The 24,998-nt window shown below is 63.3% G+C and carries 27 protein-coding genes; 21 read left to right on the forward strand and 6 right to left on the reverse strand.

The window, feature by feature from the left end:
• Positions 1–70 precede the first annotated feature (70 nt).
• Positions 71–544 carry an Lrp/AsnC family transcriptional regulator gene (locus tag FJ425_RS00075; RefSeq protein WP_040982960.1) on the forward strand — a complete coding sequence of 158 codons (474 nt, stop codon included), beginning with the start codon at positions 71–73 and terminating at the stop codon, positions 542–544.
• Here the strand turns inward: FJ425_RS00075 and FJ425_RS00080 are convergent.
• A complete protein-coding gene (locus FJ425_RS00080) occupies positions 541–1,200 on the reverse strand; it encodes a 5-formyltetrahydrofolate cyclo-ligase (protein ID WP_140542889.1) in 660 nt (219 codons plus the stop codon). The two genes, FJ425_RS00075 and FJ425_RS00080, sit on opposite strands and share 4 nt — an antisense overlap.
• 173 nt (positions 1,201–1,373) lie before the next feature.
• On the opposite strand from FJ425_RS00080, the gene FJ425_RS00085 reads away from it, so the two are divergent.
• The 7 genes from FJ425_RS00085 to FJ425_RS00110 all read left to right on the forward strand — a co-directional run bounded on the left by FJ425_RS00085 (position 1,374) and on the right by FJ425_RS00110 (position 7,708).
• A complete protein-coding gene (locus FJ425_RS00085) occupies positions 1,374–2,639 on the forward strand; it encodes an NAD(P)/FAD-dependent oxidoreductase (RefSeq protein ID WP_140720819.1) in 1,266 nt (421 codons plus the stop codon).
• 142 nt (positions 2,640–2,781) lie between these two features.
• On the forward strand, positions 2,782–4,755 hold the full coding sequence (locus tag FJ425_RS00090) for a bifunctional 2',3'-cyclic-nucleotide 2'-phosphodiesterase/3'-nucleotidase (RefSeq protein ID WP_140720822.1): 1,974 nt from the start codon (positions 2,782–2,784) through the stop codon (positions 4,753–4,755).
• Between the two features lie 144 nt (positions 4,756–4,899).
• The gene (locus tag FJ425_RS32280; protein WP_263481783.1) at positions 4,900–5,028 is read left to right on the forward strand and encodes a hypothetical protein; all 129 of its coding nucleotides are present in this window, start codon (positions 4,900–4,902) and stop codon (positions 5,026–5,028) included.
• Positions 5,029–5,130: 102 nt separating this feature from the next.
• Entirely contained in the window at positions 5,131–5,421 is a 291-nt protein-coding gene (locus FJ425_RS00095) for a Dabb family protein (RefSeq protein WP_095765474.1), read from the forward strand.
• A 70-nt stretch (positions 5,422–5,491) separates the two neighbouring features.
• A complete protein-coding gene (locus tag FJ425_RS00100) occupies positions 5,492–6,364 on the forward strand; it encodes a VOC family protein (RefSeq protein ID WP_140720825.1) in 873 nt (290 codons plus the stop codon).
• Entirely contained in the window at positions 6,361–7,206 is an 846-nt protein-coding gene (kdsA, locus tag FJ425_RS00105; protein ID WP_140720828.1) for a 3-deoxy-8-phosphooctulonate synthase, read from the forward strand. The genes FJ425_RS00100 and kdsA overlap by 4 nt, the downstream gene beginning before the upstream one ends.
• Before the next feature lie 136 nt (positions 7,207–7,342).
• Complete coding sequence (locus FJ425_RS00110; protein WP_126082771.1) at positions 7,343–7,708, forward strand: PRC-barrel domain-containing protein; 366 nt, start codon at positions 7,343–7,345, stop codon at positions 7,706–7,708.
• Positions 7,709–7,774: 66 nt separating this feature from the next.
• Here FJ425_RS00110 and FJ425_RS32285 read toward each other — a convergent pair whose 3' ends face one another.
• A complete protein-coding gene (locus FJ425_RS32285) occupies positions 7,775–7,897 on the reverse strand; it encodes a hypothetical protein (RefSeq protein ID WP_263490149.1) in 123 nt (40 codons plus the stop codon).
• 200 nt (positions 7,898–8,097) lie between these two features.
• Here FJ425_RS32285 and eno point away from each other — a divergent pair, with 200 nt between their 5' ends.
• The gene (gene eno, locus FJ425_RS00115; protein WP_140720831.1) at positions 8,098–9,372 is read left to right on the forward strand and encodes a phosphopyruvate hydratase; all 1,275 of its coding nucleotides are present in this window, start codon (positions 8,098–8,100) and stop codon (positions 9,370–9,372) included.
• Positions 9,373–9,529: 157 nt separating this feature from the next.
• On the opposite strand, the gene FJ425_RS00120 is transcribed toward eno, so the two are convergent.
• Together FJ425_RS00120 and FJ425_RS00125 are read right to left on the reverse strand one after the other, a co-directional pair.
• Positions 9,530–10,126 (reverse strand): gamma carbonic anhydrase family protein, encoded by a 597-nt coding sequence (locus tag FJ425_RS00120; protein ID WP_140720834.1) that lies wholly within the window; start codon positions 10,124–10,126, stop codon positions 9,530–9,532.
• Complete coding sequence (locus FJ425_RS00125; RefSeq protein ID WP_246677836.1) at positions 10,123–10,641, reverse strand: MarR family transcriptional regulator; 519 nt, start codon at positions 10,639–10,641, stop codon at positions 10,123–10,125. The genes FJ425_RS00120 and FJ425_RS00125 overlap by 4 nt, the downstream gene beginning before the upstream one ends.
• Positions 10,642–10,839: 198 nt before the next feature.
• Here FJ425_RS00125 and FJ425_RS00130 point away from each other — a divergent pair, with 198 nt between their 5' ends.
• The 9 genes from FJ425_RS00130 (at position 10,840) to FJ425_RS00170 (ending at position 19,401) form a co-directional block, all read left to right on the forward strand.
• Positions 10,840–11,163, forward strand: coding sequence for a septum formation initiator family protein (locus tag FJ425_RS00130; RefSeq protein WP_140720840.1), 324 nt, complete (start codon positions 10,840–10,842; stop codon positions 11,161–11,163).
• A 174-nt stretch (positions 11,164–11,337) separates the two neighbouring features.
• Complete coding sequence (pdhA, locus tag FJ425_RS00135) at positions 11,338–12,375, forward strand: pyruvate dehydrogenase (acetyl-transferring) E1 component subunit alpha (RefSeq protein WP_140720843.1); 1,038 nt, start codon at positions 11,338–11,340, stop codon at positions 12,373–12,375.
• A 15-nt stretch (positions 12,376–12,390) separates the two neighbouring features.
• Positions 12,391–13,782, forward strand: a complete 1,392-nt coding sequence (locus tag FJ425_RS00140; RefSeq protein WP_140720845.1) for a pyruvate dehydrogenase complex E1 component subunit beta — start codon at positions 12,391–12,393, stop codon at positions 13,780–13,782.
• A gap of 18 nt (positions 13,783–13,800) precedes the next feature.
• A complete protein-coding gene (locus FJ425_RS00145; protein ID WP_140720848.1) occupies positions 13,801–15,165 on the forward strand; it encodes a pyruvate dehydrogenase complex dihydrolipoamide acetyltransferase in 1,365 nt (454 codons plus the stop codon).
• Between the two features lie 133 nt (positions 15,166–15,298).
• Positions 15,299–15,937 carry an SGNH/GDSL hydrolase family protein gene (locus tag FJ425_RS00150; protein WP_140636726.1) on the forward strand — a complete coding sequence of 213 codons (639 nt, stop codon included), beginning with the start codon at positions 15,299–15,301 and terminating at the stop codon, positions 15,935–15,937.
• A 27-nt stretch (positions 15,938–15,964) separates the two neighbouring features.
• Positions 15,965–17,431, forward strand: a complete 1,467-nt coding sequence (gene lpdA / locus FJ425_RS00155) for a dihydrolipoyl dehydrogenase (protein WP_140636724.1) — start codon at positions 15,965–15,967, stop codon at positions 17,429–17,431.
• A 156-nt stretch (positions 17,432–17,587) separates the two neighbouring features.
• Complete coding sequence (locus FJ425_RS00160) at positions 17,588–17,845, forward strand: GlsB/YeaQ/YmgE family stress response membrane protein (RefSeq protein WP_140636722.1); 258 nt, start codon at positions 17,588–17,590, stop codon at positions 17,843–17,845.
• A gap of 128 nt (positions 17,846–17,973) precedes the next feature.
• The gene (lipA, locus tag FJ425_RS00165; RefSeq protein ID WP_140720851.1) at positions 17,974–18,939 is read left to right on the forward strand and encodes a lipoyl synthase; all 966 of its coding nucleotides are present in this window, start codon (positions 17,974–17,976) and stop codon (positions 18,937–18,939) included.
• 6 nt (positions 18,940–18,945) lie between these two features.
• Entirely contained in the window at positions 18,946–19,401 is a 456-nt protein-coding gene (locus FJ425_RS00170; RefSeq protein ID WP_140542906.1) for a type II toxin-antitoxin system RatA family toxin, read from the forward strand.
• Here FJ425_RS00170 and FJ425_RS00175 read toward each other — a convergent pair.
• Both FJ425_RS00175 and FJ425_RS00180 read right to left on the reverse strand, forming a co-directional pair.
• On the reverse strand, positions 19,398–19,886 hold the full coding sequence (locus tag FJ425_RS00175; protein WP_140720854.1) for a CinA family protein: 489 nt from the start codon (positions 19,884–19,886) through the stop codon (positions 19,398–19,400). The two genes, FJ425_RS00170 and FJ425_RS00175, sit on opposite strands and share 4 nt — an antisense overlap.
• Entirely contained in the window at positions 19,883–21,112 is a 1,230-nt protein-coding gene (locus FJ425_RS00180) for a bifunctional 2-C-methyl-D-erythritol 4-phosphate cytidylyltransferase/2-C-methyl-D-erythritol 2,4-cyclodiphosphate synthase (RefSeq protein WP_140720857.1), read from the reverse strand. Before FJ425_RS00180 ends, FJ425_RS00175 begins: the two co-directional genes overlap by 4 nt.
• Before the next feature lie 253 nt (positions 21,113–21,365).
• Here FJ425_RS00180 and dusB point away from each other — a divergent pair, with 253 nt between their 5' ends.
• From dusB to ntrC, 3 genes are read left to right on the forward strand one after another with little or no spacing between them, the layout of a single operon-like run.
• The gene (gene dusB, locus FJ425_RS00185; RefSeq protein ID WP_140720860.1) at positions 21,366–22,394 is read left to right on the forward strand and encodes a tRNA dihydrouridine synthase DusB; all 1,029 of its coding nucleotides are present in this window, start codon (positions 21,366–21,368) and stop codon (positions 22,392–22,394) included.
• A complete protein-coding gene (locus FJ425_RS00190) occupies positions 22,391–23,533 on the forward strand; it encodes a nitrogen regulation protein NR(II) (RefSeq protein ID WP_140636713.1) in 1,143 nt (380 codons plus the stop codon). Before dusB ends, FJ425_RS00190 begins: the two co-directional genes overlap by 4 nt.
• Positions 23,530–24,990 carry a nitrogen regulation protein NR(I) gene (gene ntrC / locus FJ425_RS00195; protein WP_140542911.1) on the forward strand — a complete coding sequence of 487 codons (1,461 nt, stop codon included), beginning with the start codon at positions 23,530–23,532 and terminating at the stop codon, positions 24,988–24,990. The genes FJ425_RS00190 and ntrC overlap by 4 nt, the downstream gene beginning before the upstream one ends.
• The last annotated feature ends 8 nt before the right edge of the window (positions 24,991–24,998 follow it).

Consider the following 24,998-nt stretch of genomic DNA (forward strand, 5'->3'; position numbering starts at 1 on the left):
ACTTGCGGCAATGGTCGCTCTTCGATAATCGTTGCGCAAAACGACTTGAAATTCGCAGGAACCACGAAAAATGCGGCTCGACAGGATTGATATCGCCATTCTGGAGACTTTGCAGAAGGATGGCCGGATCCCCAATGCGGCGCTCGCGGAGAAGGTCGGCCTTTCCCAATCGGCCTGTTCGCGCCGGCTCGACAATCTGGAGAAGTCCGGAACCATCCGCGGCTACCACGCGCGGCTGTCCAATTCCGCGCTCGGCCACCAGATGACGGCGATCGTGCACATATCGCTGTCGGGGCAATTCGAAAAGACGCTGTCGGATTTCGAGGCGGCGATCAAGCGCTGCCCGAACGTGCTCTCCTGCCATCTGATGTCGGGCGAATACGACTACATCCTGCGCATCGCGGCGAAGGATCTCGTCGACTATGAGCGTATCCACAAGGAATGGCTGTCGGCCATGCCGCACGTGACCAAGATCAACTCGTCCTTTGCGCTGCGCGAGATCGTCGATCGTACGGCGGTCGGGCTGCGGCCTGAGATGGCTTAAACCGCTGCGGCTTCGGTCACCACAGTAGTCATTGGGATATCGTGCGGCTGCGGGTAGATGGTCGGAATGCGCTGCAATTCGTAGCCGACGCCGATGACCAGCGGCCTGAACGGCATTGCGGCAAGCGTGCGATCGTAAAAGCCGCCGCCATAACCCAGCCGATAGTTACCTGGATCGATGCCGACGATCGGCGAGATCACGATGTCGGGCAGCACCGGGTCGCCCTCGGCCGGGATCGGAATGTTCCACACGCCCTTTTCCAGCCGGTCGCCCTGTTTGTAGGCGCGAAACACCAGCGGCTGCCCCTTCTCGATGACGACGGGCAGCGCGGTGCGCCCACCGCGATCGTTGATCGAGGCCATCCAGCCACGCAGATCCGGCTCGCCGCGAAATGGCCAGTAGAGGCTGACCATCCGGCCGGCTATGTCGCCGATCAGCGCGTCGAGGCCTTTCGCGATGCGTGCCGACATGGCGGCGCGCGCATCGGCTGAAACGGCGAGGCGCCCGGTGATGAGTCGCTCACGCTCGGCCTTGCGCCATCGCCGAACATCCGTCCAGTCGGAGAGCGGCTCCCGGTATTCCGGGTCGAGTTCGTGCATGAAGCAGGGCGGTGAGGCGTATTGGGCCGGGCCTTCGTCGTCGTGTTTGTCAGCCATGCTTGGCTCCCGTCGTTTTGTTTCACGCTATACTCGCGCCTGTGCGACCGCATGTGCATTCACGACGCCGCACGACGACTCCCGGGCATGACCGTTGCCATGCGCAATATTGTTGCAGTGCACAAAAATACTTACATCATCAGTAGGATTGCACTTTGGCGAGGTGGAATGAAATGAGCGAAACCGAGCATAAAGTCGTTGTCGTCGGCGCCGGCTTCGGCGGCCTCGAACTCACGCGCGCGCTGGCGGGAGCTCCGGTGCGCATCACCATGATCGACAAGCGCAACCACCATCTCTTCCAACCGCTGCTTTACCAGGTGGCGACGACGTCGCTGGCGACCTCGGAAGTCGCCTGGCCGATTCGCCATCTTCTGCGCAGGCGCAAGGACGTGACGACGCTTCTCGGCAATGTCACCGGCGTCGACCGCGCCGGCAAGCGCGTGCTGATCGAGGACGGCAGCTCGATCCCCTATGACACGCTGGTGCTCGCCACCGGCGCGCGCCACGCCTATTTCGGCCATGACGAATGGGAGCCGTTCGCACCGGGTCTGAAGACGCTTGAGGATGCCACGACGATCCGGCGCCGTATCCTGCTCGCTTTCGAGCAGGCCGAGCGCGAAACCGATCCGGCCAGGCGCCAGGCGCTGCTGACGCTGGTCATCGTCGGCGGCGGGCCGACCGGTGTCGAGCTCGCCGGTACCATTGTCGAGCTCGCGCATGACACATTGCGCGGCGAGTTCCGCAACATCGACCCAAGCCAGGCGCGCGTCGTGCTGATCGAAGCCGGCGACCGGATCCTGGCCAATTTCGCGCCGCAGCTTTCCGACTATGCCCGCAAGGCGCTGGAACGGCTGGGCGTCACCATCGAGCTCGGGCGCCCCGTCACCAAGCTCGATGCCGAAGGGGTGGTCTTCGGCGACACGCGCCTGCCGGCAAGAACGATCATCTGGGCGGCCGGCGTTGCCGCTTCGCCGGCGGCCGAATGGCTGGGAGCGCCGGCCGACCGAGCGGGCAGGGTATTCGTCGAACCAGACCTCACCGTGCCGGGCAGTCCAGACATTTTCGTCATCGGCGACACCGCGCATGTGCTGCGGCCGGATGGAAGGCCGGTGCCGGGTGTGGCGCCCTCCGCCAAGCAGGAGGGCAAGCATGTTGCCGCGACGATCAAGGCGCGGCTCGCCGGCGACATGGCGAAGCGTCCTTTCCAATACCGTCATGACGGCGATCTGGCGACGATCGGCAAGCGCGCCGCCGCCATCGATTTCGGCTGGATCAAGCTCACCGGCTGGCTCGCCTGGTGGCTCTGGGGCATAGCGCACATCTATTTCCTGATCGATTTCCGCAACCGCCTGGCGGTCTCGCTTAGCTGGCTATGGATATACTTTACGGGCCAGCGCAGTGCGCGCCTGATCACGCAGGGCGATGACGACAAAAGCTGATCGCCCCGCTGCAGCCTGCTTCATCGACCCGTCACCTTGTCGTGATTGAACGGCTTTCCGCGCACGTGGACTCAACGCGCCTTCAGCGCCATGCTCCGTGCCTGGGGCAAGGGGTTGTCGCGTTGTCGAAGAGGAGAAGAAAATGTCACGACTGCCCATCTCCCGTCGCGAATTCCTGGCCGGCGTCGCTGCCGGCAGCGCACTGATCATGCTGCATCCGTTCTCCGCCCGCGCCGCAGCCAACCAGGCGCATCTCAGGATCATGGAGACGACCGACATCCATGTGAACCTGTTGCCTTACGATTATTACGCCGACAAAGCGAACGACACGATGGGCCTGTCGCGCACCGCCTCGCTGATCGACGCGGTGCGCAAGGAAGCCACGAATTCGATGCTGATCGACAATGGCGACCTGCTGCAGGGCAGCCCGATGGGTGACTATGTCGCCTATGAGGAGGGCATGAAAGATGGCGACCTGCACCCGGTCATGAAGGGCATGAACCTCCTCGGCTATGAATGCTCGACGCTCGGCAACCATGAATTCAATTACGGCCTGTCCTTTCTCGACAAGGTGCTGGCCGGCGCCAACTTTCCCTTCGTCTGCGCGAACCTGATCCGCGGCACCACGCTTGCCACGAGCCCGCGCGACGACAAGCTCTACCTCAAGCCTTATGTGATCCTCGACAGGAAGATCAAGGATGGGTCGGGTGCCGAGCAACCGATCAGGATCGGCGTCATCGGCTTCGTGCCGCCCCAGATCATGGTCTGGGACCTGAAGAACCTCGAAGGCAACGTCCAGACGCGCGACATCGTCGAGGCGGCCAAGGCCTGGGTGCCGCAGATCAGGGAAGAAGGCGCCGACATCGTCATCGCGCTCTCGCATTCCGGCATCGACATCAAGCAGGGCGACAAGATGGAGAATGCCTCCTTCTTCGTCGCCGGCGTCGAGGGCATCGACGCGGTCTTCACCGGCCACCAGCACTTGGTCTTCCCCGGCAAGAAGGATTTCCAGGCGCTCGCAGGCGTCGACACCGAAAAGGGCACGCTGCAGGCCAAGCCGGCGGTCATGGGTGGCTTCTGGGGATCGCATATGGGTCTGATCGACCTGCTTCTGGAGCGTGACGGCTCGACATGGCGGGTCGTCTCGGCCACCTCCGAGGCGCGGCCGATCTATGAGCGCGTCGACAACAAGAACAAGGCGACGGTTGGCGACGACAAGCGCATCATCGCCGCGCTCGAGCAGGACCACGAGGCAACCCTTGCCTATGTCCGCCGCCCCGTCGGCAAGACCTCGGCGCCGCTCTATTCCTATTTCGCTCTGGTGGCCGATGATCCATCGGTGCAGATCGTCAACCAGGCGCAGACCTGGTATCTCAAGGACATATTGAAGAGCACTGGGTGGAAGGACGTGCCGCTGCTATCGGCGGCAGCACCCTTCAAGGCCGGCGGCCGCAACGGCGCCGACTATTATACCGACGTTCCAGTGGGCGATATCGCCATCAAGAACGTCGCCGATCTCTATCTCTATCCGAACACGGTGCGCGCCGTCGAAATCACCGGCGCCGAGGTGAAGGAATGGCTGGAGATGTCGGCCGGCATCTTCAACCATATCGAGCCGGGCAAGGCGGATCAGCCGCTCATCAACACCGATTTCCCGTCCTACAATTTCGACGTCATCGATGGCGTCACCTACAGGATCGACCTGTCGCAGCCGCCGAAATACGATGCCAAGGGCGGCATCGCGAACACAGGCTCCAACCGCATCGCCGACCTGAAATTCGACGGAAAACCGATTGATCCGGCAGCGAAATTCGTCGTTGCCACCAACAACTACCGTGCCGGCGGCGGCGGCAATTTTCCCGATATCAACGCCTCGAAGATCATCTATGAGGCGCCCGACACCAACCGCGACGTGATCGTGCGCTTTGTCGTCAGCGAGGGCACCATCAATCCGTCGGCGGACGGCAACTGGTCGTTCGCGCCTCTGCCCGGCGCCAGCGTCGTCTTCGAGACCGGCCCGAGGGCCAAGGATTTCATTGCCGAGGTCAAGTCGTTGAAGATCGAGCCGGCAGGCGAGGGCGAGGCGGGTTTCGCCAAATACCGCATCACGCTTTGACGCCGTGCAGCGTCGACGCGGCTGCCTGGGCGGCCGCCCGCGCCGCCGCTGACGGGAAAGCGCTTCAGGCAAAAAGCAGTGAACTGCCAAAATCGCTGCCCCGGCCGCTCTGGTTCCGGCCGTCCGCATGGGATAGTTTTAGCCATGCGTTATGTGATCGTCATCGCCTCCATCACCTTCTTCCTGTTTTGGGACGGCCTCTACAATCGCGGCCACTACCTCGACGTGACCGTGCGGGAAGTCTCGCGCATCGTGCGCTACGTTACCGGGTAAGGTCTCGCCGGTTTCGCATCGCGGGCGCGACATCGTTGCCGGTTGACGCCTGGGCATTGCTCCCACAAAAACGCCGCTGAAGCGAAGACCAGGGAGGCTGGCTTGATCCGGCACATCGTTTTCTTCAGCGTGCGGCGCAAGGAAGATGTCGAGACTGTGCGCTCGGGCCTGCTGGCGCTCGGCAAGATTCCGCACTCGAAGCATTTCGAGGTGACGCTCAACACCAAGGTCGATCAGTTCTCCAATGCGATCGATGTCGTCGTCTATGCCGAGTTCGAGGACGAGGCGGCGCTTGCCGCTTACAAGGCGCATCCGATTTATGCGGATACGACCAGCAAGGTGAAGCCGCTGCGCGAACTGCGCTATTCGGCCGATGTTGTGGCCGCTGCCTGAAGCGGCAGAGCACGGTCCGTCGGGCCGCCGCTCTTGAACAGCCGGCCGGAATGAGGCACACCGCGCCGGCATGACCAGAAACTCCGCCCATCCGCTCGACCATCTCGTGTTGCCGACACGGAACCTCGATGCCGCGCGGTCGCGTCTGGCCTCGCTCGGCTTCGTCGTCGCCCCCACGGGCATCCACCCGTTCGGCTCGGAGAACGCCTGCGTCTTTTTTGCCGACGGCACCTATCTCGAGCCGCTGGCGGTGGGAAATGAACAGGCGGCAAGACAAGCGATTGCGGCCGGCAATGTTTTCATAGCGCGCGATCGCCTTTATCGCGAGCGGCTGGGCGAGGAAGGTTTTTCCGCCGTCGTGCTTGGAACCGGCAATGCCGATGCCGACCATATGCGTTTTGTCGAAGCCGGTCTGTCAGCCGGCGATACGCTGCGTTTCTCACGCGCGTTCACCGATGCGAACGGAAAGAGCGACACGGCGTCCTTCAAGCTGGCCTTCGCGGCCGGCAAGGGAGCGACGGACGCCTTCCTCTTCGCCTGCGAGCGCGTGAACCCGCCGAAGATCGATCGCACGGCGCTGCAGGCCCATGCCAATGGCGTGTCCGGCATCGTCGAGGTGATCGCCGTGAGCGATGTGCCTGCCGCGCAGATCGCATTGATCTCGATCGCCGCCGGCTCAGAGGCAGACGGTGACGCGGTGCGGCTGCCAAATGGGGTCCTGAGCATCGTCACGCCCGAAACCTACGCGCAGCGCTTCGGCCTGGCGGCCGAACCCTCACCGCATTTACGGTTTCAGGCGGTTGTTTTCTCGATCCGCGACAAAGCTACAGCGGCGCACGCGCTTGCGGCCGGGGCCATCGATCACGACATGAACGGCAATGACATCGTCGTTCCGCCGGCGCCCGGACAGGGCGCCGCCTTCATCTTCCGGGAGATCCCATGAGCAAGCCCCAGGCGCCCAACGCATCGGTAACCGTCGGCAAGGTCGTCTTCGCCAACAATGCGCCGCTGTCGCTAATCGCCGGCCCGTGCCAGCTTGAATCGCGCCAGCACGCTTTCGACATGGCCGGCGCGCTGAAGGAGCTGACGGAACGTCTGGGTATCGGACTCGTCTACAAGACCAGCTACGACAAGGCCAACCGCACCTCTCTGTCGGCGACGCGCGGCGCGGGACTCGATGCGGCGATGCCGATCTTCGACGATCTGCGCAAGGAGTTTGGCCTTCCTGTGCTGACTGACGTCCACAACGAGGAGCAATGCGCGATCGTAGCACCCCATGTCGATGTCCTGCAGATTCCCGCCTTCCTGTCGCGCCAGACTGACATGCTGGTCGCCGCCGCCAGGACCGGCAAGGTCATCAACGTGAAGAAGGGGCAGTTCCTCGCGCCCTGGGACATGAAGAATGTCGTCGCCAAGATCACCGGCTCCGGCAACCCGAATGTGCTCACCACCGAGCGCGGCGTCTCGTTCGGCTACAACACGCTGGTCTCGGACATGCGCGCTCTGCCGGTCATGGCCGAGATCGGCGCCCCGGTGATCTTCGACGCCACCCATTCCGTGCAGCAGCCGGGCGGGCAGGGCGGCTCGTCCGGCGGCGAACGGCGCTTCGTCGCGACGCTCTCGCGCGCGGCCGTTGCCGTCGGTGTCGCCGGCGTCTTCATCGAAACCCATCAGGACCCGGACAATTCGACGTCTTCGGATGGCCCCAACATGGTGCCTCTCAAGGACATGCCGGCGTTGCTGGAGAAGCTCATGGCCTTTGATCGGATCGCCAAGGGCCACTGATTCCAGCGGCGGACCTCGATCCTGGGCCGGCTTGTGGTGAGCGGGGGCTGCCTCACCGACAGCTGAGCAAATCGTCGGGAACCTTAGCGCGCTCCTCTCATTGTCGGTGCATGCATTCAACGAGAGGAGCACCATCATGACTACTCCGTCCGGGCATACCGAAGCCATTGCCGCCTCGCGCGTCATCGGCACGTCGGTCTATAACACCGAAGGCAAGAGCATCGGCAGCATCGAGGACGTGATGCTCGACAAGATGTCGAACGGCATCATGTTCGCCGTGATCGGTTTCGGCGGCTTCCTCGGCATGGGCGAGAAGTACCACGCGATTCCGTGGGCGACGCTCGATTATGACGAGGATCAAGGCGGCTATGTCGTGCCGTTCACCAAGGAGCAGCTCCAGGCGGCACCGGCATATTCGATCGAGGAATTGACCGGCGCTGACGGCGAAGCCGCCCGCGATGCTTCATTCCAGTATTACCATGTGAAGCCCTATTGGCATTGATTGCACGATCGGCAAGCTGGGAATCGAAAGGCCCCCGATATAAAGCCGGGGGCCTTTGACGTTTAACTACTCCGCCGCGTTGAGAGTCGATAGCTCCACCGAGCTCTGCTGGGGTTTCTGATCGTCGCATGACGTCAGGAACGCTGCGGCGATCAGGAACAAACTCACGATACCGCTCAACTGGGACATGGCGAAACTCCTCCTGTTTCGCCCCGCGCGAACGCGACCTTAGATGAGATGGTCACACAGCGCGCATGACTTATGATGACAGAAAATTGCGCTTCGTGAATCACGCCCGCGGCAATAAATGCGGGCCCGCCGATTGCCTTTTGCTCTGCTTTGGCTAAGAGGGGCGCGACGCTTCAATCGATCAATCGGGGACATCGCAAATGACCGCCATCATCGACATTGTCGGGCGTGAAATCCTGGACAGCCGTGGCAATCCGACCGTCGAGGTCGACGTGGTGCTGGAGGACGGCTCCATGGGCCGCGCCGCTGTGCCGTCGGGCGCATCGACCGGCGCGCATGAGGCGGTCGAAATGCGGGACGGCGGGCCGCGCTATCTCGGCAAGGGCGTGCAGCGCGCTGTCGAAGCGGTTAACGGCGAGCTGTTCGAGGCGATCGGTGGCATGGAAGCCGAGAACCAGATCCATATCGACCAGACGATGATCGAGCTCGACGGCACGCCGAACAAGAGCCGCCTCGGCGCCAACGCCATCCTCGGCGTATCGCTGGCGGTCGCCAAGGCCGCGGCCGAGGCCGCCGGCCTGCCGCTCTACCGCTATGTCGGCGGCACCAAGGCGCACATCCTGCCGGTGCCGATGATGAACATCATCAACGGCGGCGCGCATGCCGACAACCCGATCGACTTCCAGGAGTTCATGATCCTGCCGATCGGCGCGCCGACGCTGCGCGACGGCGTGCGCTGGGGCTCGGAGATTTTCCACACGCTGCGCAAGAAGCTCAAGGATGCCGGCCACAACACCAATGTCGGCGACGAGGGCGGCTTCGCTCCCAACCTGAAGAGCGCGCCTTCGGCGCTCGATTTCATCATGGAATCGATCGAGAAGGCCGGCTTCAAGCCGGGTGAGGACGTGGCCCTAGGTCTCGATTGCGCGGCGACCGAGTTCTTCAAGGACGGCAATTACGTCTATGAGGGCGAGAAGAAGACCCGCGATCCGAAGGCGCAGGCCAAGTATCTTGCCAAGCTCGCTGCCGACTATCCGATCATCACCATCGAGGACGGCCTTGCCGAGGACGATTGGGAAGGCTGGAAGATCCTGACCGACCTGATCGGCAAGAAGACCCAGCTCGTCGGCGACGACCTCTTCGTCACCAATACGGCGCGGCTGCGCGACGGTATCCGCATGGGCGTCGCCAATTCGATCCTGGTCAAGGTCAACCAGATCGGCTCGCTGACCGAGACGCTTGACGCCGTCGAGACCGCGCACAAGGCCGGCTACACCGCCGTCATGTCGCACCGCTCGGGCGAGACCGAGGATTCGACCATCGCCGACCTCGCCGTCGCCACCAATTGCGGGCAGATCAAGACCGGCTCCCTGTCGCGTTCGGACCGCATGGCCAAATACAACCAGCTCATCCGCATCGAGGAAGAGCTCGGCAAGCAGGCGCGCTACGCAGGCAAGTCGGTGGTCAAGGGCTGATCCCGGCAATTTCCAGGGAATGTAAGCGCGCTCGTTCGCTGAGCCGCTAATGCATGTCGCTCAAAAGTACTCAGCGGTTTTGAGAGAACGACATCAAAACAAGACTTTAGAGCGCGTCGCAGGGCCTCGCGCGACGCGCCTGGGAGCACCGCGCTCCTCAAGCGCTTTCCGTGCGATGCACGCCGAGCGCCGCCGAGAGGCCTCCTGTGATTTTCAGCATCACGTCCGGCTCGTTTCGGTCGACCCCGTAGACGTAGCCCGGGAAATCGAGCGGTTTCTGGTGAGACCAGATTGCCTCATGCCGGTCGGGGGGCAGGACTTGCGCCGGGTCGCCGACGGCGATCCAGCCGATCGGTACGACGGCGCCCGGCTCGAGGCGGGTGCGTAGGTGAACGGTGCCGTTGATGCGGACTTCCGATCCGCGGCCTATGTGTGCGCCATGGAATACCGCGGCGCCCGTAGCGATAAAAACCTCATCGCCGACTTCTGCGCCGACCACGTGGCTATTGGGACCTACAATGCAATAGTTCCCAATCGTGCAAGGGTGACGCGCTGTGGCGCGGATCACCGCATTCTCCAGCACGATGCAGTAGCGGCCAATGCGGATCGAGCCGCCCGCCTCCGCCACGATGCGGGCGCCATGCATGACCCGGCTGCCAGCGCCAACGGTGACATCGCCACATACGGTGGCGTCCGGGGCGACCCACGCATCTGTATCGATCGCCGGCGAATGCCCAGCGTAAGAAATGATCATCGCTCGCTCTCCTGTTTCTCGATCTCAGCGGCGCGACAGCCGATCGGACAAACCTCGGCTCCGCAAAGATCATGCTCGCAGAGGCGACAGGTTGTTCTCGCGAAGGCCCGGGAAGTCGTCGCGCCCGCAAGAATCCTATCCAGCATGGAAACAAAGCGCGGCCGCTCATCCGGTCTCAGTGCCGACAGCAATCCGTCAAGCGCGGTGAGCCGGAGAGCCTGCATCTCCTTGACTAGGGCGTGGCCTCTCTCCGTTAGCATCAGCGGCGTGACACGACCCTCCGGTTTGCCACGCACAATCAGCGCCTGCCGCTCCAACCCGTCGATCAAACGTACAGCAGTCGGTTGACTGACACCGACAATTTCAGCGAGTTGCGTCGTCGTCAGTCCCCGCTTGAAGTGCAGCATCGACAGCACCGCCGCCGCGCTCGGCGAAAGCTCCCTCAAGGATGCTTCCGTCCTGTCGCGAATCACGACGCCGAGAGCGCCGAGCTTGTTGGCGTCCAATAATTGCATAGCGTATGCATGCATCATTTCAGAACGACGTCAACCTTTTTCACGAATGCGGGCCACGCGACCGCAAACACGTCGAGGCAACTTGCCCGCCGGTCATTCCACTTCGCCAAAGTCCACGGTCCGTAACCGTCCATTAAGCACAATCGGGCGAAATACGATTCATGGCCGCTTGCGTTCGCGGCCGCGAGGGTTCGGGTCATGTGGACACGTCAGCACAAGCAGAGAAACACCGGCAGGCTGATCATCCCTTCGCTTTGCGTGCTCTTCCTGGCCTATTTCGGCTTCCATGCCTATCACGGCGAATTCGGCATCTATTCCAAATATCGGCTGCAGGCCCAGGCGGTTGAATTGCAGGCCCAGCTTGACGCCGTGAAGGCGCGCCGGATCGACTTCGAGCGCCGTGTCCAGCTGATGCATGAGGGTACGCTGGAGAAGGATATGCTTGACGAGCAGGCCCGAAAGGCGCTCAATCTGTCCCATCCCGACGAAATCACCATCATGTTGCCTGTCTCGGCGAAATAACTGAATTTCGGTTAATCGATCTTATTTTCAATGATTCTAATCGCTTAGATGCATGCCAGCCATGCGTTTTTCAGCATGGCGCAATACATCCTTGCATGTTAGCTTTCCGCAATCGGTGGGGAGACGATCGATCTCCCTGAATGTCCGCGAAGAGACGCCAACAGGGAGTGACGCATGGCCACCGCCGCCAAAAAAGCGCCCGCAAAATCCAGATCCGACAAACAGCCCAATCTGTCAGCGCCCAAACCGGCGGATTTCACCAAAGAAGAAGAGCTTTCCGCCTACCGGCACATGCTTTTGATCCGCCGCTTCGAGGAGAAGGCGGGCCAGCTTTACGGCATGGGCTTCATCGGCGGCTTCTGCCACCTCTATATCGGCCAGGAGGCCGTGGTCACCGGCATGAAGATGGCGCTGGTCGAAGGCGACCAGATGATCACCGCCTATCGCGACCATGGCCACATGCTGGCGATGGAGCTGTCGCCGCGCGGCGTCATGGCCGAGTTGACTGGCCGCCGTGGCGGCCTGTCGAAGGGCAAGGGCGGCTCGATGCACATGTTCTCCAAGGAGAAGCATTTCTATGGCGGCCACGGCATTGTCGGCGCGCAGGTGTCGCTCGGCACCGGTCTTGCCTTCGCCAACCGCTACCGCGACAACAAGAATGTCTCGCTGACCTATTTCGGCGACGGCGCCGCCAACCAGGGCCAGGTCTATGAAAGCTTCAACATGGCCTCGCTGTGGAAGCTGCCGGTGATCTACATCATCGAGAACAACCGCTACGCCATGGGCACGTCCGTGTCGCGCTCGTCGGCCGAGACCGACTTCTCGCATCGCGGCGCTTCCTTCAAGATCCCCGGCATCCAGGTCGACGGCATGGACGTCCGCGCGGTGAAGTCGGCGGCCGATCTGGCCACAGAATGGTGCCGTGCCGGCAACGGTCCGCTCATCCTCGAGATGCAGACCTATCGCTATCGCGGCCATTCGATGTCCGATCCGGCGAAATACCGCTCCAAGGAGGAAGTGCAGAAGATGCGCTCCGAGCGTGACCCGATCGAGCAGGTCCGGGTGCGGCTGCTCGACAAGAAGTGGGCAAGCGAGGACGAGCTCAAGGCCATCGACAAAGAAGTCCGCGACATCGTCGCCGACGCCGCCGAATTCGCCCAGAACGACGCCGAGCCGGATCCGTCCGAGCTCTGGACCGACATCGTACTCTAAGGAGAGGGCAAGGACATGCCGATCGAAATTCTCATGCCCGCGCTGTCGCCGACGATGGAAGAGGGCAATCTTTCCAAATGGCTGAAGAACGAAGGCGACAAGGTCGTCGCCGGTGACGTCATCGCCGAGATCGAGACCGACAAGGCGACGATGGAGGTCGAAGCCGTCGACGAAGGCACGCTGGCCAAGATCGTGGTTCCCGCCGGCAGTGAAGGCGTCAAGGTCAACGCGGTGATTGCCGTGCTTGCCGTCGACGGCGAGGACGTCGACAAGGCCGGCGAAGGTGTCGGTGAAGAACCCGCCAAGGCTGAAAAAGCCACGCCGGCGCCAGCCCCCGCTGCGGCCAAGGGCGACGCTGCCGCTCCTGTCGCCGCCGCGCCGAAGGCGGAAATCGCCGCCGATCCGGATATACCCGCCGGCACCGAGATGGTTTCCACCACGGTGCGCGAAGCGCTCCGTGACGCCATGGCCGAGGAGATGCGCCGCGACGGCGATGTCTTCGTCATGGGCGAGGAAGTTGCCGAGTACCAAGGCGCCTACAAGATCACGCAGGGCCTGCTGCAGGAATTCGGGCCGAGGCGCGTCGTCGACACGCCGATCACCGAGCATGGCTTTGCCGGCGTCGGCGTCGGCGCCGCGATGGCGGGGCTGAAGCCGATCGTCGAGTTCATGACCTTCAACTTCGCCATGCAGGCGATCGACCAGATCATCAACTCGGCCGCCAAGACGCTCTATATGTCCGGCGGCCAGATGGGCGCGCCGATCGTGTTCCGCGGGCCCAACGGTGCGGCTGCCCGCGTCGCCGCCCAGCACTCGCAGTGCTATGCCGCCTGGTACAGCCATATCCCCGGCCTGAAGGTGGTGATGCCCTATACGGCTGCCGACGCCAAGGGCCTGCTCAAGGCCGCGATCCGCGATCCGAACCCGGTCATCTTCCTGGAGAACGAGATCCTCTACGGCCATTCCTTCGATGTGCCGAAGCTCGACGACTTCGTGCTGCCGATCGGCAAGGCGCGTATCCACAAGCAGGGCAAGGACGTCACCCTGGTCTCCTTCGGCATCGGCATGACCTATGCGCTCAAGGCGGAAGCCGAGTTGCGCGGCATGGGCATCGACGCCGAGATCATCGATCTCAGAACCATCCGTCCGCTCGACTTCGACACGATCATCGCCTCTGTGAAGAAGACCAACCGTCTCGTGGTGGTGGAAGAAGGTTTTCCGCAGAACTCGGTCGGCGATCACATCGCCAACCAGGTCTCGCAGCGCGCCTTCGATTACCTCGATGCGCCGGTGATCACCATTGCCGGCAAGGACGTGCCCATGCCTTATGCGGCGAACCTCGAGAAGCTGGCGCTGCCCAACGTCGGCGAAGTCGTCGAGGCCGTCAAAGCCGTCACTTATCGCTGAGCCGGTCGGGAGGACATCATGCCAATCAACATCACCATGCCGGCGCTCTCCCCGACCATGGAAGAGGGCAATCTATCAAAATGGCTGGTCAAGGAAGGCGATAAGGTTTCGCCGGGTGACGTGATCGCCGAGATCGAGACCGACAAGGCGACGATGGAAGTCGAGGCGGTCGATGAAGGCACGGTCGCCAAGCTGGTGGTTCCGGCCGGCACCGAGGGCGTCAAGGTCAACGCGCTGATCGCCATCCTGGCCGGTGAAGGCGAGGATGCCGCGGCCGCTGCCAAGAGCGGCGGCGGCGCCGCGCCCAAGGCCGAAGCGCCGAAAGCGGATGCCCCGAAGGCCGAGCCGCCCAAGGAAGCCCCCAAGCCGGCAGCAGCCGCAGCGGCGTCCGCGCCGGCGAAGGCCGAGCCTGCTCCCGTCGCCAACGGCCACGCCGCAGGCGATCGCGTCTTCGCATCGCCGCTGGCCCGCCGCATCGCCAAGGATGCCGGCGTCGACGTGACGGCGCTGACCGGTTCCGGCCCGCATGGCCGCGTTGTGAAGGTCGATGTCGAGGCGGCGATCGCTTCCGGCGGCGCTCCGGCTGCGAAGGCGCCCGCGGCCGCCCCGTCCGCTCCGGCCGCAGCCAAGCCGGTGTCGGACGACCAGGTGCTGAAGCTGTTCGCCGAAGGCTCCTACGAGCTGGTGCCGCACGACAACATGCGCAAGACCATCGCGCGTCGCCTGGTCGAGGCGAAGTCCACCATCCCGCATTTCTATTTGACGCTGGACTGCGAGCTCGACGCGCTGCTTGCGCTGCGCACGCAGCTCAATGCCGCAGCCCCGATGCGGAAGACCGACAAGGGCGAGGCGCCGGCCTACAAGCTCTCGGTCAACGACATGGTCATCAAGGCGATGGCCATGGCGCTGATGGCGGTGCCGGACGCCAACGCCTCCTGGACCGAGAGCGCCATGGTCAAGCACAAGCACGCCGATGTCGGCGTCGCCGTCTCGATCCCCGGCGGCCTGATCACGCCGATCATCCGCCATGCCGATGAAAAGACGCTGTCGGTCATCTCCAACGAGATGAAGGATCTGGCAAGCCGCGCCAGGAGCCGCAAGCTGAAGCCGGAAGAATATCAGGGCGGCACGACGGCGATATCCAATCTGGGTATGTTCGGCGTCAAGGACTTTGCCGCCGTCATCAACCCGCCGCATGCGACGATCCTGGCTGTCGGCGCCGGCGAGGAGCGGGCGGTGGTCAAGAAGGGCGAGATCGGAATAGCCACCGTGATGTCGGTGACCTTGTCGACCGATCACCGCGCCGTCGACGGCGCGCTCGGCGCGGAACTGCTCGGCGCCTTCAAGCGCCTGATCGAAAACCCGATGGGCATGCTGGTGTAAGAAGGGAAAAGGCGGTGCGGAAATTCTTCACCAGCCTTTTCGCCCTGATCATTTTCAATCCTGACGGCGAGCTCTTCGCACTCCTGCGCGGCAGGCGCTCGCAGCCAGCTTTCGGCAAGGGTGGGGCAACCGCATGAAGACAATTCTCTGCTATGGCGACTCGCTGACCTGGGGCTATGACGCCGCCAGTCTCGGCCGCCATGCGCTCGAGGACCGCTGGCCGAGCGTTCTCGGGGGCGAGCTCGGGGGCGACGTCGAAGTCATCGCCGAAGGCCTCAACGGCCGCACCACGGCATTCGACGACCATCTGGCTGGTGCCGATCGCAATGGTGCCCGCGTCCTGCCGACGATCCTGACCAGTCATGCGCCGCTCGATCTCGTCATCATCATGCTCGGCTCCAACGACATGAAGCCCTGGATTCACGGCAATCCGGTCGCAGCCAAGCAAGGCGTGCAGCGGCTGATCGATATCGTGCGCGGCCATGACTATCCGTTCGAATGGCCGGCGCCGCAGATCCTCATCGTCGCGCCGCCTGTCGTGACACGCACTGACAATGCCGAGTTCAAGGAAATGTTCGCTGGCGGTGACGACGCCTCCAAGCGACTTGCGGTCCAATATTCGGCGCTGGCCGACGAGGCCGGCTGCGGCTTCTTCGACGCCGGCACTATCGCTACCACCACGCCGCTCGACGGCGTCCATCTCGATGCCGAGAACACGCGAAACATCGGCAAGGCTCTGGCGCCGCTCGTGCGCGTCATGCTCTCGCTCTAACCCTCAGAAAGATCAGGGAGAAAACCCGTGGCTGAATCCTACGACGTCATCATCATCGGCTCAGGCCCCGGCGGCTATGTCACGGCGGTGCGTTCCGCCCAGCTCGGCTTCAAGACGGCGATCGTCGAGCGCGAGCATCTTGGCGGCATCTGCCTGAATTGGGGCTGCATTCCGACCAAGGCGCTGCTGCGCTCGGCCGAGATCATGCATTATTCGGATCGTCTGAAGGATTATGGGCTGAAGCTTGAGTCGGGTAAAATCATCCCCGACACCGCTGCCGTGGTCGACCGCTCGCGAAAAGTCTCGCTACGGCTGAACACCGGCGTCGGCTTCCTGATGAAGAAGAACAAGGTCGACGTCATCTGGGGCGAGGCGAAGCTTTCCAAGGCTCCTGCCGGTGACAAACCGGGCGAGGTCGTCGTTTCGAAGACCGCGAAGAAGGCGATGGAGCCGCAGCCGCCGGTGCCGAAAGGCGTCAAGGGCGAGGGCACCTACACGGCCAAGCACATCATCCTGGCGACGGGCGCCAGGCCGCGCGCACTGCCCGGCATCGAGCCGGACGGCAAGCTGATCTGGACCTATTTCGAGGCCATGGTGCCGAAGGAAATGCCGAAATCGCTGCTGGTGATGGGCTCGGGCGCCATCGGCATCGAATTCGCCTCCTTCTATCGCACCATGGGCGCCGATGTGACGGTGGTCGAGCTGCTGCCGGCGGTGATGCCGGTCGAGGACGCCGAGGTCTCGAAATTCGCGCAAAAACAATTCGAGAAGCAAGGCATGAAGATACTCCTCGAGGCCAAGGTGACCAAGGTTGAAAAGGGCGCCAATTCGGTCACCGCGCATGTCGAGATGAAGGACGGCAAGGTCGAGAAGATCACCGCCGACCGCATGATCTCGGCCGTCGGCGTGCAGGGCAACATCGAGAATCTCGGCCTCGAAGCGCTTGGCGTGAAGACGGACCGCGGCTGCGTGGTCGTCGACGGCTACGGCAAGACCAATGTGCCCGGCATCTACGCGATCGGCGACGTCGCCGGCCCGCCTATGCTCGCCCACAAGGCCGAGCATGAAGGCGTTGTCTGCGTCGAGAAGATAGCCAATTTCCCCGGCGTGCACCCCATCGACAAGTTGAAGATCCCCGGCTGCACCTATTGCAGCCCGCAGGTCGCTTCCGTCGGCCTGACCGAGGCGAAGGCCAAGGCCGAAGGCAAGGATATCCGCGTCGGCCGCTTCCCGTTCAGCGCCAACGGCAAGGCCATCGCGCTCGGCGAGGACCAGGGCTTCGTCAAGACCATCTTCGACAAGAAGACCGGCCAGCTTCTCGGCGCGCACATGGTCGGCGCCGAGGTGACCGAGCTCATCCAGGGTTTTGTCGTGGCGATGAACCTGGAGACCACCGAGGAAGAGCTGATGCATACGATCTTCCCGCATCCGACACTGTCGGAGATGATGAAGGAGAGCGTGCTCGACGCCTATGGCCGCGTTTTGAACGCATGATGAGTCACCAATCGGTGATAAGTCACCAATCGGTGATCGATGGCCAATCCGTGCTAACGTTGTCGGGCGAGACTCACACGCGGCAGCCGGAGAAAGCTGACGGCAAGGCGGTTCGTATCCGGATGCATTTTCACCTGATCGAGGAGGAATTGGCACATGCATATGAATGGTGTCGGCTGGATCGCAGCCATCATCATCGGCGGCTTGGCGGGCTGGCTGGCCGAGATGGTCATGAAGAGCAACACCGGTATCTTCATGAACATCATCATGGGGATCGTCGGTGCGATAGTGCTGAACGCGATCCTGCAGGCTCTCAACATCCAGTCGTTCGGCGTCGGCTGGGTCGCCTATCTGATCACCGGCTTCATCGGCGCCTGCCTGCTGATCTTCGTCGGACGGCTCGTGCGTCGCTGACCCGAAGCCGCCGTTATGCGAAAATGGCCGTGGCGGCATGCGCTGCCGCGGCCTTTTTCTTTGTCCCGAAAAGTCCTAGATGACGCAAGACAGGCGGCTGGCGAAATCGCGGCCGCGAAGGGTTTGAAATGGTCACAGTCGTGGACACGATCGCCAACCGGCCGCGCCCGCGGCATCCCGAAAAGGCGCACCGGCCCGACCAGGAGGTGCTGCGCAAGCCCGACTGGATCCGCGTCAAAGCGCCGGTTTCCAAGGGCTATGCCGAAACGCGCGAGATCGTGAAGTCGCACAAGCTGGTGACGGTGTGCGAGGAGGCCGGTTGCCCCAACATCGGCGAATGCTGGGACAAGAAGCACGCCACCTTCATGATCATGGGCGAGATCTGCACGCGCGCCTGCGCCTTCTGCAATGTCGCGACCGGCATCCCGACCGCGCTCGACCAGGATGAGCCGGCGCGCGTGGCGCACGCCGTCAAGCAGATGGGGTTGAGCCATGTCGTCATCACATCCGTCGACCGCGACGATCTTGACGATGGCGGCGCGCAGCATTTCGCCGAAGTCATCCGCGCCATTCGCTCGGCAACGCCATCGACGACGATCGAGATCCTGACGCCCGACTTCCTGCGCAAGGACGGCGCGCTGGAGATCGTCGTCGCCGCCAAGCCCGATGTCTTCAACCACAATCTCGAAACCGTGCCGTCGAACTACCTGACGGTTCGCCCCGGCGCGCGTTATTTCCATTCGATCCGGCTTTTGCAGCGGGTCAAGGAACTCGACCCGTCGATCTTCACCAAATCCGGCATCATGGTCGGCCTCGGCGAGGAGCGCAACGAAGTGCTGCAGTTGATGGACGATCTGCGTTCGGCCAATGTCGATTTCATGACCATCGGCCAGTATCTGCAGCCTTCCAAAAAGCATCATCCGGTGATCCGCTTTATCCCGCCGGACGAGTTCAAATCCTACGAGACGATCGGCAAGACCAAGGGTTTCCTGCTGATGGCGTCGAGCCCGCTGACGCGCTCCTCGCACCATGCCGGCGAGGATTTCGCCAGGCTGCGCGCGGCGCGCGAGGCGCAGCTCGCGAAGGCCAGCTGACCTTCAATGCCGAAATTCGAGGCGACACGCCGCGTCGCGCATACGCCCGACGAGATGTTCGCGCTGGTGGCGGACATCGAGGCCTACCCGCAATTCCTGCCGCTCTGCGAATCGCTCACCGTGCGCTCGCGCAAGGAGCGTGACGGCCGCACCATCCTGGTTGCCGATATGAGCATCGGCTACAAGGCCATCCGCGAGACCTTCACGACCCAGGTGCTGTTGAAGCCCGACGAGAAAGCGATCGACGTCAAATACATAGACGGCCCGTTCAAATATCTCAGCAACATCTGGCGCTTCGATCCCGCAACCAGCGGCTGCGAGGTGCATTTCTTCATCGACTACGAGTTCAAGAGCCGCATCCTCGGCGCCGTGATGGGCACGATGTTCGACCGTGCCTTCCGCATGTTCTCGGAAGCCTTCGAGAAACGGGCAAACGTGATTTACGGTGTAAAGCCCGCCTAACGTTCGCCCAGCGCCCGCAAGCCGAGTTGCAGCGCGTGCCGCACCGTCTCGTGCCGGATGAATTCGCGGCCTTTGTGACCGAACAGCTGCCGCTCAGCGGTTACCGGTTGTCCGGCAAGCGCTATCCCGAACCAGACAAGACCGACCGGCTTGTCGGCCGAGCCGCCGCTAGGGCCGGCAATGCCGGTGACGGCGAGCGACAGGCCCGCTTGCGAGTGCGTCAGCGCCCCCGCCGCCATTTCCAGCACCGTCTCGCGCGAGACCGCGCCGTGCGCATCGAGCGTGGCGGCGGAGACGCCGAGCATCTCCATCTTGGCTTCGTTGGAATAGGTGACGAAGCCGCGATCGACCACGGCGGAAGACCCGGCGATATCGGTGAGCGCCGCGATGATCAGGCCGCCGGTGCAGCTTTCGGCCGTGGCCAGCATGATGCCGCGCTGCTGGCAGGCCTGGAGCAGGGCATTTGCGAGTTCGGCGTTGCTCATGCCGGCACCTCGCCCGGATAGACGACGCTGGCGGTGGCGATCGCGGCGATACCTTCGCCGCGCCCGACAAAGCCGAGCTTCTCGTTGGTTGTCGCCTTGATCGAAATCCGCTCGGGCGCGATGCCGAGCATGGCTGCGAGCGCTTGCGTCATTGCCGCGCGATGCGGCCCGACGCGCGGCGCCTCGCAGATCAGCGTGATATCGGCATTGGCGATACGGCCGCCGCGCTCGCGCACCAGCCTTGCCGCGTGCTCGACGAAGATCTTCGAGGCAGCACCCTTCCATTGCGGATCGGACGGTGGGAAATGCGTGCCGATGTCGCCGGCGCCGCAGGTGGCGAGCAGCGCGTCCGTCAGCGCGTGAAGCCCGACATCGGCGTCCGAATGGCCGGAGAGTTTGCGATCATATGGAATGGCGACGCCGCAGAGCGTTACATGGTCGCCGGGCTCGAACGCGTGCACGTCATAGCCGTTGCCGGTACGAATATCCGGGAAGCGCTGCTGCGCGCTCGAAAGCCGCTGGTCGGCCAATGCAATGTCCCTTGCCCAGGTGAGTTTGACGTTGTCCGGCGATCCGGGAACGATCTTGACCGGTATCTGTGCCCATTCGGCGATCGCCGCGTCGTCGGTGAATTCCGTCTTGCCCAGATGATGTGCCTTCTCGTGCGCGGCAAGCAGCGGCCAGAACGGAAAGCCCTGCGGCGTCTGCGCGGCATGAAGGCCGGCTCTCGACACCGTCTCGTCGATCATGCCGGCGGCCGATTCTCGCTTCAGCGTGTCGGCGACAGGGAGCGCCGGCAACGCGCCCTGGCCCTCGCCGATGGCTTCGATGGTGCGGTCGATCAGCCCGGCGTCGACGAAGGGTCGCACGGCGTCATGCACCAGCACTTTTGCCGGTGCCTGGTCCCTCAGCGCCAGGAGGCCGAGCCGGACGGACGCCTGGCGCGAAGGGCCGCCGATAACGGCGACAAGACGATTGCCATGCGCTTCGGCCGCGCGTTGGAAAAGGTCGGCGTCGTCGGCATGGATGGCCACGACCACGGGACCGATCATCGGATGGGAGAGGAAGATATCCAAGGTATGCGCGATGACGGCACGGCCGCCGATACGCTGATATTGCTTCGGACCGTCGGCCTGTCCGGCGCGCGCGCCGCGGCCGGCGGCAACGATCACCACCCCGATCCCGCCGTTCAGGCCTGCCGCTTGCTTTTCGCTTGCCTCGCTCATTCCGATCGGTCCTAGAGCCGGATGATTTCAGGTCGATTCGACCTGAAATCTGAATCCGTCTCTAAATCAAAGAAGTAGAGCATGATGTCGGCCGAAAACCGCTCACACTTTTCGGCATCATGCTCTAGTCGGGGTGACGGCCGAAGGCCAGCTTTTTCCAAAATGCGCCTTAATGCGACGTCATTGCGCGTTGCGCAATGCCACACTTCTGGCTAGAGAATGTGCAACGATCGAACATGCTTGGTTTTTGTGCATGGCTGAACTGACCACATTGGCATCGCCTCTTGATGTCGGCGGCGTGAAAATCCGTAATCGGGTTTTCCTGGCACCGATGTCGGGCATCACCGACGAGCCGTTCCGGCAGCGCGCGCACGCGCATGGCGCGGGGTTGGTCGTTTCGGAAATGGTGGCGAGCGGCGAACTGGCCAAGGGCAGGGCAGGCTGCGATCTTCGCATCCGTCATTCCGGCCTGCCGGTGCACATGGTGCAGCTTGCCGGCCGCGAGGCCGTGCACATGGCCGAGGGCGCGCGAATCGCGGCGGGCGAGGGCGCCGATATCATCGACATCAATATGGGCTGCCCAGCGAAGAAGGTGACCGGCGGCTATGCCGGCTCGGCGCTGATGCGCGACCTCGACCATGCGCTGTCGCTGATCGAGGCGGTGGTCGGCGCCGTTTCGGTGCCGGTGACCGTCAAGATGCGCCTCGGCTGGGACGAAAGCGCGCTCAACGCGCCGATGCTGGCGCGCCGCGCCGAGCAGGCCGGCGTCAGCATGGTGACCGTGCATGGCCGCACGCGCTGCCAGTTCTATCAGGGCAAGGCAGACTGGCGCGCCATCGCCCGCGTCAAGCAAGCCGTCTCGATCCCGGTGGTGGCCAATGGCGATGTCGGCTCGCCGGAAGAGGCGGCGACAATCCTCGAACAGTCCGGCGCCGACGCGGTGATGATCGGCCGCGCGCATTACGGCGCCCCCTGGGTCGCGGGCAGCATTGCGGCTGCCGCAACTGGCGCATCCGCTCAAGGCATTCCGCACACGCCGCAGGCGCTCGCCGACTATGTCGTGTCGCATTACGAGGACATGCTCTCGCTCTACGGCATAGAAAGCGGCCTGCGCCAGGCGCGCAAGCATCTCGGCTGGTATCTCGACCGCCATGCTCCCGATGTCTCAGCCGAGCGGCGCAGAGCCATTCTCACGTCATCCGAGCCGAGTGAAGTCGTGGCCGAATTGTGCCGTGTCTTCGCCGATGGCGCGCAACCGACCAGCCTGCGGAGCGCGGCATGAAGGCGGACGTGCCACAGCAGCCCGATATGGCGGATGCCGCCAACATCGTGCTCAACACCATCCGCCGCCCGGTGATCATGGTCGATCCGGACGGCTTCATCACATTTGCCAACGCCGATGCCGAGGACTTCTTCCGCTCCAGCGCGAATATGCTCGCGCGCAACACGCTGTCCAAGCTGGTGCCTTTCGGCAGCCCGCTGCTGACGCTGGTCGACCAAGTGCGCGAACGCCGCGCGCCGGTCAACGAATACCGCGTCGACGTCTCGTCGCCGCGCCTCGGCATCGAAAAGATGGTCGATCTCTATGTCGCGCCGGTGCCGGAATTTCCGGGCTCGGTCGTCGTCATGTTCCAGGAACGGTCGATGGCCGACAAGATCGACCGCCAGATGACGCATCGCGGTGCGGCGCGCTCCGTCACCGGTCTTGCCGCGATGCTGGCGCATGAGATCAAGAACCCGCTCTCCGGCATCCGCGGCGCCGCCCAGTTGCTCGAGCTTTCCGCCTCCGATGAAGATCGCGCGCTGACCCGCCTGATCACCGACGAGACCGACCGCATCGTCTCGCTGGTCGACCGCATGGAAGTGTTCTCCGACGAGCGGCCGATCGAACGCTATCCGGTCAACATCCATGTCGTGCTCGACCATGTGAAGGCGATTGCCAAGAATGGTTTCGCAAGACGGATCAAGATCTTGGAGGAATATGATCCTTCGTTGCCTCCGGTCTTCGCCAACCGCGACCAGCTGATCCAGGTCTTCCTCAACCTGGTCAAGAATGCCGCCGAGGCGATCGGCGCCGATCCGCAAGGTGAGATCGCGCTCTCGACGGCCTTCCGTCCAGGCATCCGCGTCTCGGTGCCCGGAACGCAGGACCGGGTCTCGTTGCCGCTGGAATTCTGCGTGCATGACAATGGTCCCGGCGTTTCCGAGGACATCCTGCCGATCCTGTTCGATCCGTTCATCACCACCAAGCCGAACGGCTCCGGACTTGGTCTTGCGCTGGTCGCCAAGATCGTCGGCGAGCATGGCGGCATCATCGAATGCGATTCGACGCCGCGCGGGACGACATTTCGCATCCTGCTTCCAGCCTGGAAGGAGGCCGCACCAAGCGCCGGCGATGAAGCTGAAGGAGACCGCACATGACCGCTCGCGGCAATATTCTCGTCGCCGATGACGATGCGGCCATCCGCACCGTGCTCAACCAGGCGCTGTCGCGGGTCGGCCACGAGGTGCGTGTGACCTCCAATGCCTCGACGCTGTGGCGTTGGGTGGCTGCGGGCGAGGGCGATCTCGTCATCACCGATGTGGTGATGCCCGACGAAAACGCCTTCGACATGCTGCCGCGCATCAAAAAGGCACGGCCCGAGCTGCCGGTCATCGTCATGAGCGCCCAGAACACGTTCATGACCGCTATCCGCGCCTCCGAGACCGGCGCCTACGAATATCTGCCGAAGCCGTTCGACCTGACGGAGTTGCTCAACATCGTCAGCCGGGCGTTGGCCGAGCCGAAGCGGCCGAAGCTCGATGCCCGCGCGGAAGACCAGCCGGAGACAATGCCGCTGGTCGGCCGATCCGCCGCCATGCAGGACATCTACCGCATGCTGGCGCGCATGATGCAGACCGACCTCACGGTCATGATCAGCGGCGAGTCCGGCACCGGCAAGGAGCTGGTGGCGCGCGCGCTGCACGAATATGGCCGCCGTCGCGGCGGCCCGTTCGTGGCCATCAACATGGCGGCGATCCCGCGCGACCTGATCGAATCGGAACTGTTCGGCCACGAGAAGGGCGCCTTCACCGGGGCACAGAACCGCTCCAGCGGCCGGTTCGAACAGGCCGAGGGCGGCACGCTGTTCCTCGACGAGATCGGCGACATGCCGATGGAAGCGCAGACCCGGCTGCTGCGCGTCCTGCAGCAGGGCGAATACACCACGGTCGGCGGCCGCACGCCGATCAAGACTGACGTCCGTATTGTCGCGGCCACCAACAAGGACCTGCGCACGCTGATCAACCAGGGCCTGTTCCGCGAGGACCTGTTCTATCGCCTCAATGTCGTGCCGCTCAGGCTGCCGGCGCTGCGCGAGCGTTCCGAGGACATTCCCGACCTGGTGCGGCATTTCTTCAAGCAAGGCGCCAGCGAGGGCCTGCAGACCAAGCGCATATCGTCGGGCGGCATCGAGCTTATGAAACGCTATCCCTGGCCGGGCAATGTGCGCGAGCTTGAAAACCTGGTGCGCCGGCTGGCCGCCCTCTACTCGCAGGACGAGATTTCGTCGGAAATCATTGAATCGGAGCTGAAAACCGGTGAAAGGCCGGTCGTGCCCGATGGCGGCGCGCTCATCCCCGACGATCTGTCGATCGGCCAGGCTGTCGAGCATTTCCTGCAGCGCTACTTCGCCTCCTTCGCCGGCGAATTGCCGCCGGCCGGGCTCTACCAGCGCATCCTTGCCGAGGTCGAGTATCCGCTGGTGCTGGCTTCGATGACGGCGACGCGCGGCAACCAGATCAAGGCGGCGGAGCTTTTGGGGCTCAACCGCAACACGCTGCGCAAGAAGATCCGCGAGCTCGGCGTCAACGTCTACAAATCGGCCAGGCAGCCGTAACGTCACCT

This window comes from Mesorhizobium sp. B2-7-2, from assembly GCF_006440775.1.
GTDB lineage: Bacteria > Pseudomonadota > Alphaproteobacteria > Rhizobiales > Rhizobiaceae > Mesorhizobium.

Excerpts from the sequence above, each read along its gene's own strand:
- FJ425_RS00090 (WP_140720822.1), top strand. The coding sequence starts at position 2,782 with ATGTCACGACTGCCCATCTCCCGTCGCGAATTCCTGGCCGGCGTCGCT.
- FJ425_RS00110 (WP_126082771.1), top strand. The coding sequence starts at position 7,343 with ATGACTACTCCGTCCGGGCATACCGAAGCCATTGCCGCCTCGCGCGTC.
- FJ425_RS00150 (WP_140636726.1), top strand. The coding sequence starts at position 15,299 with ATGAAGACAATTCTCTGCTATGGCGACTCGCTGACCTGGGGCTATGAC.
- FJ425_RS00175 (WP_140720854.1), bottom strand. The coding sequence starts at position 19,886 with ATGAGCAACGCCGAACTCGCAAATGCCCTGCTCCAGGCCTGCCAGCAG.
- eno (WP_140720831.1), top strand. The coding sequence starts at position 8,098 with ATGACCGCCATCATCGACATTGTCGGGCGTGAAATCCTGGACAGCCGT.
- FJ425_RS32280 (WP_263481783.1), top strand. The coding sequence starts at position 4,900 with ATGCGTTATGTGATCGTCATCGCCTCCATCACCTTCTTCCTGTTTTGG.
- FJ425_RS00100 (WP_140720825.1), top strand. The coding sequence starts at position 5,492 with ATGACCAGAAACTCCGCCCATCCGCTCGACCATCTCGTGTTGCCGACA.
- FJ425_RS00180 (WP_140720857.1), bottom strand. The coding sequence starts at position 21,112 with ATGAGCGAGGCAAGCGAAAAGCAAGCGGCAGGCCTGAACGGCGGGATC.
- FJ425_RS00130 (WP_140720840.1), top strand. The coding sequence starts at position 10,840 with ATGTGGACACGTCAGCACAAGCAGAGAAACACCGGCAGGCTGATCATC.
- dusB (WP_140720860.1), top strand. The coding sequence starts at position 21,366 with ATGGCTGAACTGACCACATTGGCATCGCCTCTTGATGTCGGCGGCGTG.
- FJ425_RS00190 (WP_140636713.1), top strand. The coding sequence starts at position 22,391 with ATGAAGGCGGACGTGCCACAGCAGCCCGATATGGCGGATGCCGCCAAC.
- FJ425_RS00125 (WP_246677836.1), bottom strand. The coding sequence starts at position 10,641 with ATGCAATTATTGGACGCCAACAAGCTCGGCGCTCTCGGCGTCGTGATT.
- FJ425_RS00145 (WP_140720848.1), top strand. The coding sequence starts at position 13,801 with ATGCCAATCAACATCACCATGCCGGCGCTCTCCCCGACCATGGAAGAG.
- ntrC (WP_140542911.1), top strand. The coding sequence starts at position 23,530 with ATGACCGCTCGCGGCAATATTCTCGTCGCCGATGACGATGCGGCCATC.
- FJ425_RS00170 (WP_140542906.1), top strand. The coding sequence starts at position 18,946 with ATGCCGAAATTCGAGGCGACACGCCGCGTCGCGCATACGCCCGACGAG.
- kdsA (WP_140720828.1), top strand. The coding sequence starts at position 6,361 with ATGAGCAAGCCCCAGGCGCCCAACGCATCGGTAACCGTCGGCAAGGTC.
- pdhA (WP_140720843.1), top strand. The coding sequence starts at position 11,338 with ATGGCCACCGCCGCCAAAAAAGCGCCCGCAAAATCCAGATCCGACAAA.
- FJ425_RS00085 (WP_140720819.1), top strand. The coding sequence starts at position 1,374 with ATGAGCGAAACCGAGCATAAAGTCGTTGTCGTCGGCGCCGGCTTCGGC.
- FJ425_RS00140 (WP_140720845.1), top strand. The coding sequence starts at position 12,391 with ATGCCGATCGAAATTCTCATGCCCGCGCTGTCGCCGACGATGGAAGAG.
- lipA (WP_140720851.1), top strand. The coding sequence starts at position 17,974 with ATGGTCACAGTCGTGGACACGATCGCCAACCGGCCGCGCCCGCGGCAT.
- FJ425_RS00160 (WP_140636722.1), top strand. The coding sequence starts at position 17,588 with ATGCATATGAATGGTGTCGGCTGGATCGCAGCCATCATCATCGGCGGC.
- FJ425_RS00075 (WP_040982960.1), top strand. The coding sequence starts at position 71 with ATGCGGCTCGACAGGATTGATATCGCCATTCTGGAGACTTTGCAGAAG.
- FJ425_RS32285 (WP_263490149.1), bottom strand. The coding sequence starts at position 7,897 with ATGTCCCAGTTGAGCGGTATCGTGAGTTTGTTCCTGATCGCCGCAGCG.
- FJ425_RS00080 (WP_140542889.1), bottom strand. The coding sequence starts at position 1,200 with ATGGCTGACAAACACGACGACGAAGGCCCGGCCCAATACGCCTCACCG.
- FJ425_RS00120 (WP_140720834.1), bottom strand. The coding sequence starts at position 10,126 with ATGATCATTTCTTACGCTGGGCATTCGCCGGCGATCGATACAGATGCG.